Here is a 16,238-nt window from a genome sequence, read left to right on the forward strand (position 1 = left end):
GATGGTTATCTTTTTAAATAAGAGTAACTACTAAAAACGTTACAAAGCTTACTTAATGGAGGAAATAATGAAAAAGAAAGTTACCATTATTGGCGGTGCCGGCACGATTGGATCGATTTTATATCAAGGTCTCAGCAGTAAATACCATATTGTTATCCTTGATAAAAAAGCCCCTGAGCAGGCTGAAGAGTTTATAGAGGTAAATGCAACAGATTATGACTCGCTCCACAGCAGCATCCCAAAAGATTCAGATGCATTAATTAATTTACTAACAATGAAATCTCATAACGACTTACAGGATATACAAGAATTTCAAAACATGACGAAGCTTCATTTTATGGCTTCATTTTATGCAATGCATGCGGCCATTACGTTAGGAATTCCTAAGATAGTCTATGCGAGCAGCAATCATACTACTGATTATTACGAGAAAGATGGTTTTTCGACTTTAGGAAGAGAAGTTACGACAGAGGATTATCCTTACTCTAACGGCTTATATGGTGTGTTGAAGCTTGCTTCCGAAAATATCGGCCATATTCTATCCCATCAAACCGAAAACAATCTATCGCTAATAAATTTACGGATTGGAAGTGTTCACCCGAACGAAATGGAGGCTGTAAAGGAAGACGACCGTCTGCATAGAACATTGCTGACACATGAGGATACGGTCCAGCTTTTTGATCTTGCTCTTGAGTCAACAGTAAGGTATGGGACTTACTATGGGGTTTCTGATAATCCGCAAAAACCATGGTCTACAGACAACGCAATTGAACAGCTAGGATTTATCTCAAGGTCCAATGCATTAGATGTATTAAAAAAAGAAAAGTAGAATTAAAATGTTAACGTTAACAATGGAAAAAAATAAAAACCATCCCCTAAAATCATATTGTACTAATACGATTTTAGGGAGTGGTTTTCCTGTAAAGGTTTTTCAAGTTATGCAGAAATATTAGGGTTGCTTTGTTTCTTATAAGACTTAACTTTATTAACTGCGTAGATAATGGAGATAATCCAAACGACAATGATGATTGCATAAACATATGGATATGCTGCTTCATTATCTATCCATGAAGTCACAAGTGTGCGAGCATTCACTAAGATAATAAATCCGCCGACCAACACACCCATCAGCTGTGCATGCAGCTTTCTAACAAGCCATGCTGCAATAGGTGCTGCGATAATGCCGCCTATCATCAAAGCGCCAACCCACAGCCAGTTTACCTGTTCCCAACCAAGTGATATAAAGAATCCAAGCGTTGCAGATACTGCAATTGCAAACTCACTTGTATCAACAGTACCAACGACTTTACGCGGACTAATGCCTTTTTTTGATAACAAAACCGGAGTTGCAATCGGTCCCCAGCCGCCGCCTCCTGTGGCGTCGGCAAATCCGGCAATTAGTCCTAAGGGAATAGATTGTTTACGGCTTAATGACAGACTCTTTTTCTCTTCTGATGGACGGAAGTTGAACAAAAAGCGCACTAACACGTATAGTCCTAATATTAATAGGAACAAGGAGATATAAGGCTTTGCTATGTCACCTGGAAGATTGCTTAAAAAAGTTGCCCCTAAGAATGCTCCGATTGAACCTGGAATAATCAAACGATAGACTGTTTGCTTATCAACATTGCCAAACTTAATATGAGATGCACCAGATGCGGCAGTAGTGACGACTTCAGCCAAATGAACTGAAGCAGATGCTACAGCAGGTGCAATTCCAAATGTAAGCAAGAGCGAAGAAGATGTTACGCCATAGGCCATTCCTAAGGATCCATCGATTAATTGTGCTAACAGCCCGATAAATGCAAAGATGATTAATTTTTTCATGTACAATACCCCTTAGTCTTAATAAAAGTATAAAAGTATAGAAAAAAGGCGTAATCCTTTATATGCAGTAAATGCAGTAAGGGTTACGCCTTCGGTGTTCCGATCAGCTTGCCAATTTTTTAATTTTCTAAATTAAGATGATTATAAAACACATAATTCCTACCTGTCAACTTATAATTAAAAATTTTTAAAGTGCAAAAAAAAAGCCTTGCTAAAAGTAGCAAGACATTCAGAATTTTATTCATCATATAAATGGCATTTTACGGTCCGTTTATTATGTATATGGTTGTTTTTCGGAACTTCGGTTTTGCAGCGCTCGAAGGCGAACGGACATCTAGTGTGAAATACACATCCTGAAGGAGGATTAAGAGGAGAGGGGATTTCTCCTTGTATCGCTATTTTTTCCCGTTTGCTCTCGGGATTTAGCAATGGAACTGCAGAAATTAAGGATTTCGTATATGGATGCAATGGGTCTGAAAATAATTCCTCTGTTGAAGCTTGTTCGACAAGATTGCCTAAATACATGACCCCAACTTTGTCCGCAATATGTCTGACAACACTTAGATCATGAGATATAAATACATAGGACAAATTCAATTCCTTTTGCAGACTTTTCAGCAGATTAACAATTTGTGCTTGGATGGAAACATCAAGTGCCGACACAGGTTCATCACAAATAATCAGTTTCGGCTGTAGAACGAGAGAGCGGGCGATACCGATCCGCTGCCTTTGTCCGCCGGAAAATTCATGAGGATAGCGGTAATAATGTTCCTCGTTAAAGCCGACCTTTTTCAAAATGTCTAATGCAAGGCTTTTGCGCTTCTGTTTTGAGCCTATTTTATGGATAGCAAGTGATTCTTCAATCGAATAGCCGACTTTTTTACGTGGATCCAATGATGTATGAGGATCCTGAAAAATCATTTGCAGCTCCTTGCGAACATGCTTTAACGATGATTTCTTCAACTTAAAAATATCTTCATCCCGATAAATAACCTCGCCATTTGTCGGCTCTACAAGCTTTAAAAGTGTTCTTCCAGCGGTGCTTTTTCCACAGCCCGACTCGCCAACCAATCCAAAGGTTTCCCCCTCATATATGTCAAAGGACATGTCCTCGACTGCTTTAATATAGGCCTTTGTTTTCCCTAGTGATGTTCTGACAGGATAATATTTCTGCAGATTTTTCACCTGTAAAATCGGTTTTCCTTTGTGTAATGTTTGTTCAGTCTGCATAGATTGTTTCTCCTTTCAACACTTCATCGTAGTGCCAGCAACGAACACGATGGTTGTTTTCGACTGTTTCCAATGAAGGCATGCTACTTTCACATGTGCTGCTTGCATACTTGCATCTCGGTGCGAATCGGCAGCCGGTTGGAATTTGAAATAGGGAAGGGACAGTGCCTGCAATGCTCGGTAACTGCTCAACACGCTCGCCTTCTATTTGCGGAACAGACTTCATTAAACCAATTGTGTATGGATGAAATGGCCGTTTAAAGAGAGTTTTGACATCTGTTTCTTCGATTACTTGACCTAAATACATGACAGCTACTTTTGTGCACATATTAGCAATTACGCCAAAGTCGTGTGTGATAAGGATAATCCCCATATTCAATTGTTTTTGAAAAGAGGTAATTAATTCTAATATTTGCGCCTGGATTGTCACATCTAATGCAGTTGTCGGTTCATCTGCAATCAGCAGCTTAGGCTGACATGACAAAGCCATCGCAATCATAACACGCTGCCGCATCCCTCCGGAAAGCTCATGAGGATATTCCTTTGCCCTTTGCTCAGGCGAAGGGATTCCGGTAAGCCTCAGAAGTTCTACTGCTTTCCTAATGGATTCTTTTTTTGATGTCGATTGATGAATACGAATCGATTCTGCGATTTGTTTGCCAATCGGCATAACCGGATTCAGGGAAGACATTGGATCTTGAAAGATCATGGCAATTTCATTGCCGCGTAATTTCTCCAGCCTTTTCTTGTTATACTCCAAAAGATTTTCCCCATTAAACATAATCTTTCCATCATAAAAGGTGCTATCTTCATCGAGCAATTGCAGGATTGCTTCTGCTGTAACGCTTTTTCCGCAGCCGGATTCACCAACTACACCTAATATCTCGCCTTCCTGCAGTTCGAAGGAGACCCCATCTAAAGCAGAAACCGTTCCCTTATGTGTGGCAAAGTCTACTTGCAAATCTTCTATTTTAAGTAATGGAACAACGTGGCTCATCTTCTTTTTCTCCTTTTCACTGAAAGTTTGCTTTTCGGATTGAGATGATCTCTTAAGCCATCGCCGAACAGGTTAAGTCCAAGCACGATTAAAATGATGAAAAGGCCAGGAAATACGGTCATCCACCAAGCGTTATAAATCGCAAGCTTCCCGTCATAAAGCATATTCCCAAGGCTTGGAAGGGGAGCAGGAATGCCGGCTCCAAGAAAGCTGAGCGATGCTTCTGTCAAAATAGTGACAGCAAAGACAAATGTCACTTGGACAATAAGCGGAGCAAGAATATTTGGGGCAATATGCAAAAAGAGAATTCGGAATGAACTCGCACCTTGTGCCTGTAGTGCCTCGATAAATACCTTTTCTTTCACAACTAATGCAGCGGAACGGACAATTCTTGCTATTGAAGGAATGAAAACAAGAACTAGCGCGATGATAACGTTAATTGACTTTGGACCAAGTGCAGACATTATCGCAATTGCCAGCAGAATCGACGGAAAAGCGAACAAGCCGTCACATATCCGCATAAAAATATGATCCAGCAATTTATAATAAGAAGCCAGCAGCCCAACAGTCAGCCCGATAACAGATGCAACTAAGGTTACAGTAACTCCAATCAGCAAGGAGATGCGAACACCGTACATCGTTCTGCTAAACACATCTCTTCCAAAGTTATCTGTACCAAACCAATGGGCATTAGATGGTGCAGCCAAACGGTTTTTTGGGTCGATTTCTAATATCTCGTATGGAGAAAGAAAGGAGGCGAACACTCCTATAAAGGTGGTGATAACTAACAGAATACTACCTGTAAGCAGCAATCTGTTCGAAAAAAAGCGGCTATTTTTTTTGACTGTTTTTTTTAAGGCTAACGGTTTATTAACAAGTACTTTCGTGCTTTCTGACATTGTTTTCTCCTTTCTTAAGCTTGATATGAGTTTCGAACGCGCGGATCAATTACTGCATATAACAAATCAACCAGCAGGTTCATCAGCACATAAACAACGGTAATCATTAAAACAGCTCCTTGAATGACTGCATAATCACGGCGATTAATGGAAGCAACAATCAATTGACCAAGTCCAGGGATATTAAATAATGATTCCGTCACAGCCGCACCAGTGATGAGACCTGCAAAGGATTCACCAATAACAGTTAAAATTGGAAGGAAGGCAACTCTTAATGTATGTTTGAGCAAGATTGCTCTTTCACTAACACCTTTGGCCTTCGCTGTTTTTATAAAGTTTTCCGAAAGGGTATCAAGCAGGGAGGACCTTGTCATCCTTGTAATAAGAGCGGCTTGGATTGTGCCTAGAGTGATAGCAGGTAAAATAAGATACTTTAAATGCTCCCAGATACCTTGACTAAGAGGAGCGTAGCCTGAGACTGGCAGCACCTTCAGTTGCACAGCAAAAATCATGATGAGAAAGGAGCCTAATAAAAAGCTGGGAATCGAAATACCGATTAAGCTAGTTCCAGAAATAAGATCATCCTTCATACGGCCTTGGTTTTTTGCTGCAACAATACCGAATAAAAGGGCAATGGTGACACCAATCAGCTGTGAAAGGACAGCAAGTGAAAGAGTCGGTCCTGCATTTTCCAAAAATGCTATGAGGACAGGTTTTCCAAGAAAATAAGAATTGCCAAAGTCACCTTGTGCGATATTAGCCAGCCAAATAAAAAACTGTGCTATTAATGGTTTATCAAGACCAAGTTTTTGATTAAGCTCTGCGATTTGTTCAGGTGTTGCACCTTCGCCCAATATAATCATGGCAGGGTTACCAGGCGTAATATGAATGATTAGAAAAACGACGACAGCAACGACTAACAATACGGGGATGAGCGACAAAAGCCGTCTTATAATATATCCGCCCATGAAATCTTCCTTTCGAAATTAAAAATTTGGATGGAAGAAGCAAGACAGCGAAAACTGCAGGCCTTGCTTCTTTAGGTGTATTAATTGTTTTTAAGACTGATATTATAGAAGACTGGTCCTAGATTGAAATCATAGCCTTCTACTTTATTGGCAACAGCATTTAGTGCAACCTTATGGCCAATTAAAGTGAATGGAAGAGTATCCCACACATATTGCTGAGCAGCATCAATCGCAGGTCTTGCATCCTCCACATCATTTGAGGCCTTTATAGCATCTAAGTATTTAGTAGATTCCTCAACTGGCGCTCCGTATGATGTCCAGAAGCCTTGGAAGATTGTCGAACGTGCTGCCCAGTCTACAGGATAAAGATCCCAACTGCTTGTGTCGGTTAACTTTTCACCAAATGTAGCCCAATCATATACTTCCAGTTTCACCTTGACACCGATATCCTCTAATTCTTGCTGAATAACAACAGCAGTATTGTATTGATCCTGATAGTCACGGGAAGTTAAAATTTTAATTTCTTGTCCGTTATAGCCGGCTTCCTTTAAATATTCCTTCGCTTTATCCTGATCATGCTGGTTATATTCCGCGCTACCTGCTTCACTGTAATAGTTAGGGAACTGCTTATTAACAATAGAAGAGGTCAACTCATAGAAATCAGCGCTGCCATAAGAGCTGGAAAGGATATCCTCAGAATTTATAACCGCATTAACAGCTTTTCTTGCATTCAAATCCTTAAAGAAACCTTCTTGTGAATTGTAGAAAAGACCAAGAAATCCACCAGGTGCCTTTTTAATAGAGGCGGTTTGTGCTCCTTCTACTTGCTGTGCATTATCACTGGATATTCCTAATGCAATATCAAATTGGCCTGTTGTTAATCCGGATATTCTTGTTGATTCGTCTGTAATAAAGCTGATTTTGATTTCATCTACATGAGGTTCTTTCTTGAGCTCACGGCCTTCAGAGGAATAATCAGCAAACTTTTCTAAAGTTAAGTATTGATTTTGCTTCCAATCCTTCACCTTGTAAGGTCCTGTACCGACATACTCTGTTGCTCCCTCGTCAGGAGCTTTTTCGATAATTTCTTTCGGCATTATCACAGCAGCCGGAATTGGATCTGCAAGCAGTGCAAGTGTATTAACATTAGGTGTTTTTAAATGGAGTTCAATTGTATAGTCGTCTGTTTTTTTCACTTCTGCGCCAATAAAGTTTGTTTTACCAAGCGATGAAAGCTTAATCCATCTATTAATAGAGGCTTCCACATCATCAGCAGTCATTTCCTTGCCATTATGAAACTTCACGCCTTTATGCAATTGGAATGTATATACCTTCTTGTCATCGCTTAAATCAATCTTTTCCGCTAAGTCAGGAACAACATTGCCACTGTCATCGAGAATGACGAGCTTTTCATAAATACTGCGAGTTGCATCCTTAACACTAGAGTTTCCTGTTATTTGCGGATCAAGTGTTGTAGGCTCACTTTGAAAAGCGATATTTAACGTTCCTCCATCTTGAGCAGCATCATTCGTATTACTAGAGCTGCTTGTTGTGCCGGTATTGCTGCTGCAGCCTGCAATTACGAATAGAACAAGTAATAGTGACAGCCATTTGTACTTTGTTTTTTTCAAAGTAATACCCCCATTGTATGTAATTTAATTCCTACTAATTTACTTTGTTTTGTAGGATTAGTGCTTATGCTAACATCTGCCAGAAGATTTGTTAAATTGAAAAAACTAATAGGTGAATTTAATAATACTAATTTTTGGAATTAATCCCCATCTGGCTAAATGTATTAATAAAAATAATGCGTGACTTTAAAAATACTAATTATACATTCTTAAAGCTTTGGTTTATGATAATCTAAACTATTCCTACAAGTTTTATTGGTATTAAAAAAGTAAATGGAGGATGAGAAATCATGACAAAGAAAAAACAAATTCAATTTGGTGTTATGCTGCACGGTCCTGGGGGACATATGAACGCATGGAAGGATGAATCTGTACCGGCAGACGCAAGTGTTAATATTGAATACTATCAATCCATCATAAAGCAGGCAGAGGAAGCAGGCTTTACGTTCGCATTTGTGGCTGACGGTTTATTTATAAATGAAAAATCGATTCCTCATTTCTTAAACAGATTTGAGCCGCTAACAATATTATCGGCTCTTGCGACAATTACGAAAAGTATTGGTTTAGTTGGGACGGTATCTACTTCTTATAGTGAACCATTCACGATAGCCCGCCAGTTTGCTTCATTAGATAAGCTCAGCGGCGGCAGAGCAGGCTGGAATGTTGTGACATCTCCATTAGAAGGCTCTGCTGAAAATTATAGTAAGGGAGACCATCCGCACCATGCGTTAAGATATGAAATTGCTGAAGAGTACCTGCATGTGGCAAAGGGCTTGTGGGATTCCTGGGACGATGACGCATTTGTAAGAAACCGTACTACTGGTCAGTTTTTCGATCCAGAAAAGCTGCATACATTAAACCATACTGGCAAGCATTTCTCTGTAAAAGGACCGTTAAATATTGAACGCTCTAAGCAAGGGCAGCCGGTTATCTTCCAAGCTGGGTCATCGGAAGCGGGAAAAAACCTTGCAGCAAGGGATGCTGATGCCGTTTTTACAAATTCGAGTTCCTTTGAACAAGCAAAGGCATTTTACGATGATGTGAAAAATCGTGCAGAGCAGCTCGGCAGAAGCAAGGACGAAATAAAAATTTTCCCTGGTATTCACCCAATTGCAGGCAGAACAATGGAAGAGGCAGAAGAAAAGTATGCAGCAATTCAAAACCTTGTATCAATTGAAGATGCATTAAACTATTTAGGAAGATTCTTTGACCATTTTGATTTCAGTGCTTTTCCGCTTGATGAGCCTTTTCCTGAAATCGGGGATGTCGGAGCGAACAGCTTCCGTTCCACAACAGACAGCATCAAAAAATTGGCGAAAGAAAACAACCTGACTTTAAGAGAGGTTGCGCTGCAAGTGACAACACCGAAAAGTGCGTTCTTTGGAACATATGAACAAGTGGCAGACCAGTTAATTGAATGGATAGACGGCGGAGCAGCAGATGGCTTCATTTACGGTGCACCTGTACTTGGTAACGGCTTATCTGATTGGATCGAAAATGTTTTGCCTATTTTGGAAAGCCAGGGTTATTACAATAAAGCATATACTGGTGCAACACTCAGAGAGAATTTAGGCTTAGCATACAAACACAGTCAATACGAAAAACAGCCGCTTAATCATAACTAAGTACTAAGTACTAAATAATAAAAATGGGGAGGAAGTGTTTCACATGCTGATTGACTACGGGCTTGTCGTCTCAAAAAAAGTTTTTCGGATGAAGAAAAAGGAAGCATTTACTCAAAGTGAATATCTTCATTTTCCAGAGGTTCGTTTTTTTCAATGGTGCAACGAAAAATATAAAATAAATAAAGGGATTTACCATACAATTGATGAATGGTTTTATACAAATGGAATTAACAATATCATCAGCAGACGTATCCATGTGATTGCGTATCTGGAATATCTGTTGACACAAGATCAGTTCCAAACAGATAGTAAATACGTTAAATTTGGAAGTGGAGGGCTAGTTAAATCCTTAAATGAATTTCTTGCAGAAACAAATTCGATTTTGTAGTTGAATTAGAGGAAGGGAAGGATAGCTTTGGGCTTAAATATTGTGACAGATAATAAGAATGAATTAGAAAATCATTTGATTGATGTACGAAGGAATCTCCATAATGAGCCTGAATTATCCAACCAAGAAGTAGAAACAACAAAGAAAATCAGACAGTGGCTCGAGAATGCAGGGATTGCCATTCTTGATGTGCCATTAGCTACAGGTGTGATTGGAGAAGTGATTGGTGAGCCTGATGGACCTGTCATCGCGATCAGAGCAGATATTGATGCCTTGCCAATTCATGAAGAAGCGGTGAGTCCTTTTCAATCAAGCATTCCTGGTGTTATGCATGCATGTGGTCATGATTTCCATACTGCCGTCATTATTGGTGCTGCTTATTTGTTGAAAAACAGACAAAGCAGGATAAAGGGGACAGTCAGAATTGTATTTCAACCGGCAGAAGAGACCGGCCACGGTGCTAAATCTATCATTGCTTCAGGGGGATTGGAAGGAGTCGAGACCATATTTGGTCTACACAACGACCCTTTAAGCGAAGTAGGCGTCTTCGGAGTTAAAGATGGTGTACTAACAGCAGGTGTTGACCGCTTCGAGATTAACATCAAGGGCAAAGGGAGCCATGCGGCACGCCCGCATGAAGGAATAGATCCTATCGTTATTGCTGCTGAAATCATCACAAGATTACAGTCGATTGTAAGCAGGCAAACAAAACCAAGTGAAAGTGTCGTCATCAGTGTTACACAAATGCATGGTGGCAACACATGGAATGTCATTCCTGAAACAGCATATCTAGAAGGAACTGTCAGAACATTGAAGGAAGAAATCCGGCAAACGATACAAGGGAAAATCGAACGGGTAATTAAAGGGATAACAGATACCTATGGAGCTGAAGGTGAATTAGTTTGGCATGCAGGACCGCCATCTGTTAATAATGATTCAGACTGGACCAACTTTGCCAGACATATTGCCGAAAGCAATGGCTATAAAGTAGTTGAAGTAGAACCAACATCAGGAGGAGAAGATTTCGCCTTTTATCAACAGAGCATACGAGGTGCATTTGTTAATATCGGCGTTTCCGGAGAATACGGTCTGCATCATCCGAAGTATACGCTTAATGAAGAGGCAATATTGCCAGCAGCCTATTATTTTGCCGATTTAGCAGAGCAGGCATTAAACAAGTTATATGTAGATGCAATTGCAAAAGACTTTGAACCAAGCTAATCTATGAATACATAAAGGTCAATCTCATTTTTTGAGGTTGGTTTTTTTGTTAGGAGAATTATTGGACTCATAGGGAACAACAATTATCGTCGAATACATAATGGTGAAGGTTAACTTTCTCACCATTATGCTGTCAAATAAGGATAGGTTTGTCGTGACGAAAGCAGCTACAAAAAGTAGTGCTGCGGATTTTTCAGTGCGCTGGCAACTTTCCTAATTCCTTCGTCAATCCGTTGGACATCAACATTGGAAACATTCAACTTCAAAATTCGTTCATTGTAAAAGTTGTCTAAATAATTTCTGTTAACAGAATCTAGAAGAATACCATCTTTATGTAATTTGGAAATAAATGATGGTAAATTTACACGCTTGGGCAATAAAATATGACTATGCATGACAATTTCATCTGAAGATTCGTACATAAATAAATGATCCTGGATGGATTGATGCAAAATCTTGGCACGTGCTTGGTATATGTCTCTAACTTTAATTTTATTATGTTCAAACATTCCATTTTTCAAATAAAGATATAAGGCAGCTTGTGAAATCATCGAGCTGTCGATGTCAGTTGTCATTTTGTATTTTTGGAATATGTCGATAAGTGCAGGAGGCAGAACCGCCAAACCAACCCGTAATCCAGGGAATAGTACTTTTGAAAAGCTTTTTAAATAGATCACCTTTTCGTGGTAATCCTCGGTGAAAAGCGGGTCATTCTTTGAGTTGGTTTCAAAATCTGCTATATAATCATCCTCTATAATATATACATTATATTGTTCAGCTAATTGTAAAATAGCCTCTTTTTGCTTTTTATCGTAGGAAGTTCCTAAAGGATTATGAAAGCGCGGCATCGTATGAAAAAATTTAATATCCTCTGTCTGAAATAGTTGCTCCAATCGATTTAAGTCTATTCCGTTGGCAGTACGTTTAATTCCGATTGCGGGAAGCTGAAAGGTTTTCAGCATATCCATGTATAAATGATAACTAGGTTGTTCAACTAGAATGGTAGTTCGGTTGTTTGGAAAGGGCATGATACTTAGTAAGGAAAGAGCCTGTTGTACACCTGTAGTTATGAAAATCTGTTTCTCCTGCGTAAATACTTGGTAGGATTCTAGTAATTTTTTCGCTTCTGCAATCAGTGGCGGCCAACCTTTTGGCGTTCCATAACGAAATAGTTCTTCTTGATAGGTATCAATTGCTTTGTTTATACAGTGCTGAAACTCTTTATAAGGAAATGCATGCCAAGTAGGAGAAGAGCTTGCAAAATCAATAATGTCTGTGGACATTGGGGCTTTGAACACATAATTATCGACAACATAATAACCACTTTTAGGTAACGCGTAAATAATATGTTGTTCCTCCAGTTTTTTTAATGCTGACAATACGGTACTCTTACTACAATGGTATTGTTCTGTTAAATTTCGAATGGAAGGTAGCTTTGCACCTGTTGTAAAAATACCAGATTGAATTTGCATTAATAGTGATTGATAGATTGATTCATATTTAAGCATCATAAACCTCCTTACAGATCTGTATCGGTACAGATCTGTATTTTTTAGATCGTGTTAGGTACTATTATCTCTTAAGATTATAGTACCGGCCGGATTAATTTATGGGGGAATAGATATGATTGAAAAACAAAAGGCATATATTGCAGCAACGATTTATGCATTCATCATTGGGTTGTCATTTATGTTTGTGAAGATTACTTTAACTGCTGCTACACCGTTAGATACATTAGCGCATCGGTTTACCACTGCTTGGCTTGTCGCCACCATGTTGTTGGTGATAAGAAAAGAAGCAATTAAAATAACAAAAAAAGATGTACTGCGGATTTCATTGTTAGCTATTCTTTATCCGACATGCTTCTTTGCTTTTCAAGTATTTGGGTTAGTGCATACTTCCTCTTCAGAGGCTGGTATTATGCAAGCAACAATCCCTATCTTTACATTGATTTTTGCAAGTATTATTTTAAAGGAAACTTCCACAAATAGTCAAAAAATAGCAATTGGTTTATCTGTAGCCGGTGTGATTTTTATTATGTTAATGAACAGCTCAGGGAGCACTAATACAAGTTATCTTGGCACTGGTCTTATCTTAATTTCAGCCATAACGTCCTCTCTCTACAACGTATTTGCGAGGAAGCTAACACAGCGCTATTCCATATTCACAATCACTTATTTCATGACATTGTTTGGATTTATAGCCTTTAACGGTATCGCCCTGACAAACCACCTATTGGATGGAACAGTCCGGCAATTTGTGAAACCTTTTCAACATGGTGATTTTGTTCTAGCCATCCTTTATTTAGGGATATTGTCTTCATTAGGATCGTCTTATCTTTCCAACTATGCCTTATCAAAAATAGCTGCATCAAAAATGAGTGTTTTCAGTAATGTAGCCACACTCATCACGATCTTAGCAGGTGTTATTTTCTTAAAAGAGGAATTTCATTTATACCATTTAGCAGGTGCAATTATAATTGTCATCGGTGTTATTGGAACCAACTATTTTGGTGTAAAAGGGAAAGTAAAGGAAAAGAAAGAACGAGTGATATAGGCTCCAATTGTATGACAGTTAAATAAGAATAGGGGGATTATTTACAAAAAAAAACGGTAGAGGAAACACTACATTAATGTTTCCTCTACAGTCCAGTATGTTACGTTTCTTTATTTAGTGAATAATCTCGCTTGATCTCGCTTTTTCTGCCGTTTTTTTCGTGGCATTTGCTAGTGGTTTTTTAAGAAATACGGCTACTATTATCGCAATCACACCGAATAGCAGCAGCATGCTCACTGCATGATAAACTGCTTCATTTACCATTCCACCAACTGTTTCACGTAATAGGTTAATCGCATACGTAAACGGCAGGAATGGATTTATCGCTTGAAAGAATGGTGGAGCAACTTGGATTGGGAAGGTTCCACCTGCGCCTGATAACTGTAATACAAGGAAGATGATGGCGACACCTTTCCCGATATTACCGAAAACAGACACTAAAGTATAGACAATTGTCATGAAAATCATACTGATCAGCATACTGAAAAGCACAAAAGCGACTGGATTTGCGACATATGCTTTTAAGATGAATATATCGCCTAAAGTAACAATCAGACTTTGGAAAAATCCAATCGTAAGAAAGGTTAAACCTCTACCAAAATAGATTTGATTAGAAGTATAAATTCCTTCAGGATCTCTAACATCCACACGCAGCAACGAAATTAGTAATAAACCTCCAACCCATAAACTAAGTGTTGTGTAAAAAGGAGAGTTAGCAGAACCATAATTAGGAATGGCAAATAGAGAATGCTCATCTAAAACAACTGGATTTGCCATAAAGTCACTTTCTTCATTTATATCATTTTTTAACAAGGAGATAATTTCACCTAAATCATAATTATCTTCAAATTCTCGAATAGAATCGGCAGTATTTGTCAGGGTTTTCTTGAAGCTTGGCAAGTCATCTCGCACTAAATCCGCAACCTTATGAACGGAATCTTCTAAACCAGGCAGCTCATTGTTAATAATCGAAGCAACCTTAGATAGCTGTTTTTCTGCATCAGGAAGGTCATTACGCACAAAGTCCGCTGCTACATGCACTTTCTCTTCTAAGGATGGAAAGGTGTCTGTATAAAAGTCTGCAGCTTTATCTATCCCATCTAAAACATCAGCCATATTGTCTTGAATAATGCTTGAGGTTTTCTGAATCTCTTTTTCAATTGCTGGGAGATTGTTTTCAAGCTTAGATAAATTTTCCTGTGCTAGCGTAAGCGAATCTTTTGTAGTATTTAAAACTTCTTTTAGTTTCGGCAAGCTCTCTTGAGCGCTTTTTAAATCTGCGCCTGCATTTTGGGCTGTTTCCTTCAATGCACTTAAAGCATTATTTATGGCAGGTGCCGTTTGTGTATCATAACGGTTAAGCATTGCCGTACTTAGGTTGATAGCTTCTTGAGACAATGCCATTAATTCTGCAGCATTATTTGCTTGAATAGTACCAAGAAGTTCTTTTTCTTTTGTAAAGTTTGTCTGTAAAGCTTGCAGGTCTGTTATCTCTTGTTGTAAAACTGCATCTCCATTAGCAGTATTAAGCGTAGTAAATAACGTAATGGAGCGATTGAGACTATCTATACTTGTTTGTACTTGAGTCTTAAGGAGTGCCGCCTTTTCTGTTATTTCTTGGTCAAATAGTGAACCAGTTTTAACTGAAGTCGCATACTGGTGGACAGCATCCGCTGTGTTTTGATATATAAGAAGGTTCTGTTTATAAACCGGACCAATTGTTTCAAAAGCTTCCGCATTTTCCTCGATAAATTCAGGAATGACCTCCGCGATTTCTTGCCCATTATTGATACCTTGCTCAATTTCTGCTATCGACCCACTAGCTGTTGTAATAAATTCTTGCATCTTTTCAACATTAGTGACGGCTTTTGTAACGGTCTCGCTAATTTCGGAAAAGTGACTTTCTAATTCAGCTACCTTTGTGGCCGCTTGTTCCAATTCAGGTGCTTTTTTCTGAAGGAGCAGAATCCCTTCGCCTACCTTCTTAAGCTCTGGGAGTTTTTCTTCCAATAACAGGACATTCTCAGATGCGGCATTTAATTCTGGAATGGCAGCTTCTAATGCTAATAGTTTTTGTGCTTGTTCATCAATTATTGGCAGCTTTTCCTCTAAATGAATAATCTTTTCAGATAATGCATCAATTTGCGGGATGTCTCCCTCTAGTGTGAAGATTTTACTCTCAATATTGCGAATGGTAGGAAGCTCTTCTTCTAGCTTGATTCCCGCATCATTAAAGATAGTCAGGACAGATTCACTGACTGTTTCCACGAAGCTTTCCTTAACAGATTGGACAATGGTAGAAGCACCGCTGGATGTCATTTTTGGTGCAATGGCATTCAATTTCTCGTTGACCGTGTATTCAATTTCTGGTTTTACTTGTTGATCCTCTAAAACAGTACCTATCTTCTCGGAGAAGTCCTTCGGTATATAAAGACTTGCATAATAAGTGCCTTTTTTGACTCCTTCAGTTGCTTCCTTTTTGCTGACAAATGTCCAGCCGAGCTTATCATTCTCTTTTAAGGTTGATATAATTTCATCGCCTATATGTACTTCCTTATCACGAATGACAGCACCCTTGTCCTCGTTAGTTATCGCTATTTTAATACCACTAGTGTTGGAATACGGGTCCCATGAAGCCTTTAAATTAAACCAAGCATAAAGAGAGGGTAAAATCATTAATGCTATGATTAAAAACAAAGCTACAGGAGTTCGGAAAATCCGCACCCAATCATTTTTGTAAATAGTAAATATATTTCGCAAGACTTAATCTCCCTTTTATTCATTATTATGTATGAATCAATATTATGTGGATTTTTCTACCATATCATTCTTTTATAAATTTTCTATTGTGTCAAGCATTCTTTGTATGGATTTATTATTCCAAACAGAAGGATGA

At 38.8% G+C, this 16,238-nt stretch carries 13 protein-coding genes; 5 read left to right on the forward strand and 8 right to left on the reverse strand.

Translation table 11 applies throughout. The features are described 5' to 3' along the window. The first annotated feature begins 67 nt into the window (after positions 1 to 67). Positions 68 to 829, forward strand: coding sequence for an NAD-dependent epimerase/dehydratase family protein (locus tag EM808_RS13360; protein WP_235856611.1), 762 nt, complete (start codon positions 68 to 70; stop codon positions 827 to 829). Between the two features lie 107 nt (positions 830 to 936). On the opposite strand, the gene EM808_RS13365 is transcribed toward EM808_RS13360, so the two are convergent. From EM808_RS13365 to EM808_RS13390, 6 genes are all read right to left on the reverse strand, one after another. After that, positions 937 to 1,827 carry a sulfite exporter TauE/SafE family protein gene (locus EM808_RS13365; protein WP_127738695.1) on the reverse strand — a complete coding sequence of 297 codons (891 nt, stop codon included), beginning with the start codon at positions 1,825 to 1,827 and terminating at the stop codon, positions 937 to 939. 237 nt (positions 1,828 to 2,064) lie between these two features. Further along, complete coding sequence (locus EM808_RS13370) at positions 2,065 to 3,057, reverse strand: ABC transporter ATP-binding protein (protein ID WP_127738696.1); 993 nt, start codon at positions 3,055 to 3,057, stop codon at positions 2,065 to 2,067. Then, positions 3,047 to 4,054, reverse strand: a complete 1,008-nt coding sequence (locus tag EM808_RS13375) for an ABC transporter ATP-binding protein (protein WP_127738697.1) — start codon at positions 4,052 to 4,054, stop codon at positions 3,047 to 3,049. The genes EM808_RS13370 and EM808_RS13375 overlap by 11 nt, the downstream gene beginning before the upstream one ends. Beyond that, positions 4,051 to 4,953, reverse strand: a complete 903-nt coding sequence (locus EM808_RS13380; RefSeq protein WP_127738698.1) for an ABC transporter permease — start codon at positions 4,951 to 4,953, stop codon at positions 4,051 to 4,053. The genes EM808_RS13375 and EM808_RS13380 overlap by 4 nt, the downstream gene beginning before the upstream one ends. Before the next feature lie 14 nt (positions 4,954 to 4,967). Beyond that, the gene (locus tag EM808_RS13385; RefSeq protein WP_127738699.1) at positions 4,968 to 5,921 is read right to left on the reverse strand and encodes an ABC transporter permease; all 954 of its coding nucleotides are present in this window, start codon (positions 5,919 to 5,921) and stop codon (positions 4,968 to 4,970) included. A gap of 80 nt (positions 5,922 to 6,001) precedes the next feature. Next, positions 6,002 to 7,552 carry an ABC transporter substrate-binding protein gene (locus tag EM808_RS13390; RefSeq protein WP_235856612.1) on the reverse strand — a complete coding sequence of 517 codons (1,551 nt, stop codon included), beginning with the start codon at positions 7,550 to 7,552 and terminating at the stop codon, positions 6,002 to 6,004. Between the two features lie 290 nt (positions 7,553 to 7,842). Here EM808_RS13390 and EM808_RS13395 point away from each other — a divergent pair, with 290 nt between their 5' ends. From EM808_RS13395 to EM808_RS13405, 3 genes are read left to right on the forward strand one after another with little or no spacing between them, the layout of a single operon-like run. Next, positions 7,843 to 9,177: an LLM class flavin-dependent oxidoreductase gene (locus EM808_RS13395; protein WP_127738701.1), complete on the forward strand. Its 1,335-nt coding sequence runs from the start codon at positions 7,843 to 7,845 to the stop codon at positions 9,175 to 9,177. A gap of 43 nt (positions 9,178 to 9,220) precedes the next feature. Next, positions 9,221 to 9,565: a hypothetical protein gene (locus tag EM808_RS13400; RefSeq protein ID WP_235856613.1), complete on the forward strand. Its 345-nt coding sequence runs from the start codon at positions 9,221 to 9,223 to the stop codon at positions 9,563 to 9,565. A 42-nt stretch (positions 9,566 to 9,607) separates the two neighbouring features. Continuing rightward, on the forward strand, positions 9,608 to 10,786 hold the full coding sequence (locus EM808_RS13405) for an amidohydrolase (RefSeq protein ID WP_205685852.1): 1,179 nt from the start codon (positions 9,608 to 9,610) through the stop codon (positions 10,784 to 10,786). Between the two features lie 167 nt (positions 10,787 to 10,953). On the opposite strand, the gene EM808_RS13410 is transcribed toward EM808_RS13405, so the two are convergent. After that, the gene (locus EM808_RS13410) at positions 10,954 to 12,294 is read right to left on the reverse strand and encodes an aminotransferase-like domain-containing protein (protein ID WP_127738703.1); all 1,341 of its coding nucleotides are present in this window, start codon (positions 12,292 to 12,294) and stop codon (positions 10,954 to 10,956) included. A gap of 115 nt (positions 12,295 to 12,409) precedes the next feature. Between EM808_RS13410 and EM808_RS13415 the strand changes: the two genes are divergently transcribed. After that, the gene (locus tag EM808_RS13415; protein WP_127738704.1) at positions 12,410 to 13,342 is read left to right on the forward strand and encodes a DMT family transporter; all 933 of its coding nucleotides are present in this window, start codon (positions 12,410 to 12,412) and stop codon (positions 13,340 to 13,342) included. A 114-nt stretch (positions 13,343 to 13,456) separates the two neighbouring features. On the opposite strand, the gene EM808_RS13420 is transcribed toward EM808_RS13415, so the two are convergent. Beyond that, entirely contained in the window at positions 13,457 to 16,102 is a 2,646-nt protein-coding gene (locus EM808_RS13420) for a YhgE/Pip domain-containing protein (protein ID WP_127738705.1), read from the reverse strand. Positions 16,103 to 16,238: the final 136 nt, after the last annotated feature.

This window comes from Niallia taxi, from assembly GCF_004005475.1.
Taxonomy (GTDB): Bacteria; Bacillota; Bacilli; order Bacillales; family Cytobacillaceae; genus Niallia; species Niallia taxi.

Excerpts from the sequence above, each read along its gene's own strand:
- EM808_RS13360 (WP_235856611.1), top strand. The coding sequence starts at position 68 with ATGAAAAAGAAAGTTACCATTATTGGCGGTGCCGGCACGATTGGATCG.
- EM808_RS13415 (WP_127738704.1), top strand. The coding sequence starts at position 12,410 with ATGATTGAAAAACAAAAGGCATATATTGCAGCAACGATTTATGCATTC.
- EM808_RS13400 (WP_235856613.1), top strand. The coding sequence starts at position 9,221 with ATGCTGATTGACTACGGGCTTGTCGTCTCAAAAAAAGTTTTTCGGATG.
- EM808_RS13385 (WP_127738699.1), bottom strand. The coding sequence starts at position 5,921 with ATGGGCGGATATATTATAAGACGGCTTTTGTCGCTCATCCCCGTATTG.
- EM808_RS13410 (WP_127738703.1), bottom strand. The coding sequence starts at position 12,294 with ATGCTTAAATATGAATCAATCTATCAATCACTATTAATGCAAATTCAA.
- EM808_RS13380 (WP_127738698.1), bottom strand. The coding sequence starts at position 4,953 with ATGTCAGAAAGCACGAAAGTACTTGTTAATAAACCGTTAGCCTTAAAA.
- EM808_RS13395 (WP_127738701.1), top strand. The coding sequence starts at position 7,843 with ATGACAAAGAAAAAACAAATTCAATTTGGTGTTATGCTGCACGGTCCT.
- EM808_RS13370 (WP_127738696.1), bottom strand. The coding sequence starts at position 3,057 with ATGCAGACTGAACAAACATTACACAAAGGAAAACCGATTTTACAGGTG.
- EM808_RS13375 (WP_127738697.1), bottom strand. The coding sequence starts at position 4,054 with ATGAGCCACGTTGTTCCATTACTTAAAATAGAAGATTTGCAAGTAGAC.
- EM808_RS13365 (WP_127738695.1), bottom strand. The coding sequence starts at position 1,827 with ATGAAAAAATTAATCATCTTTGCATTTATCGGGCTGTTAGCACAATTA.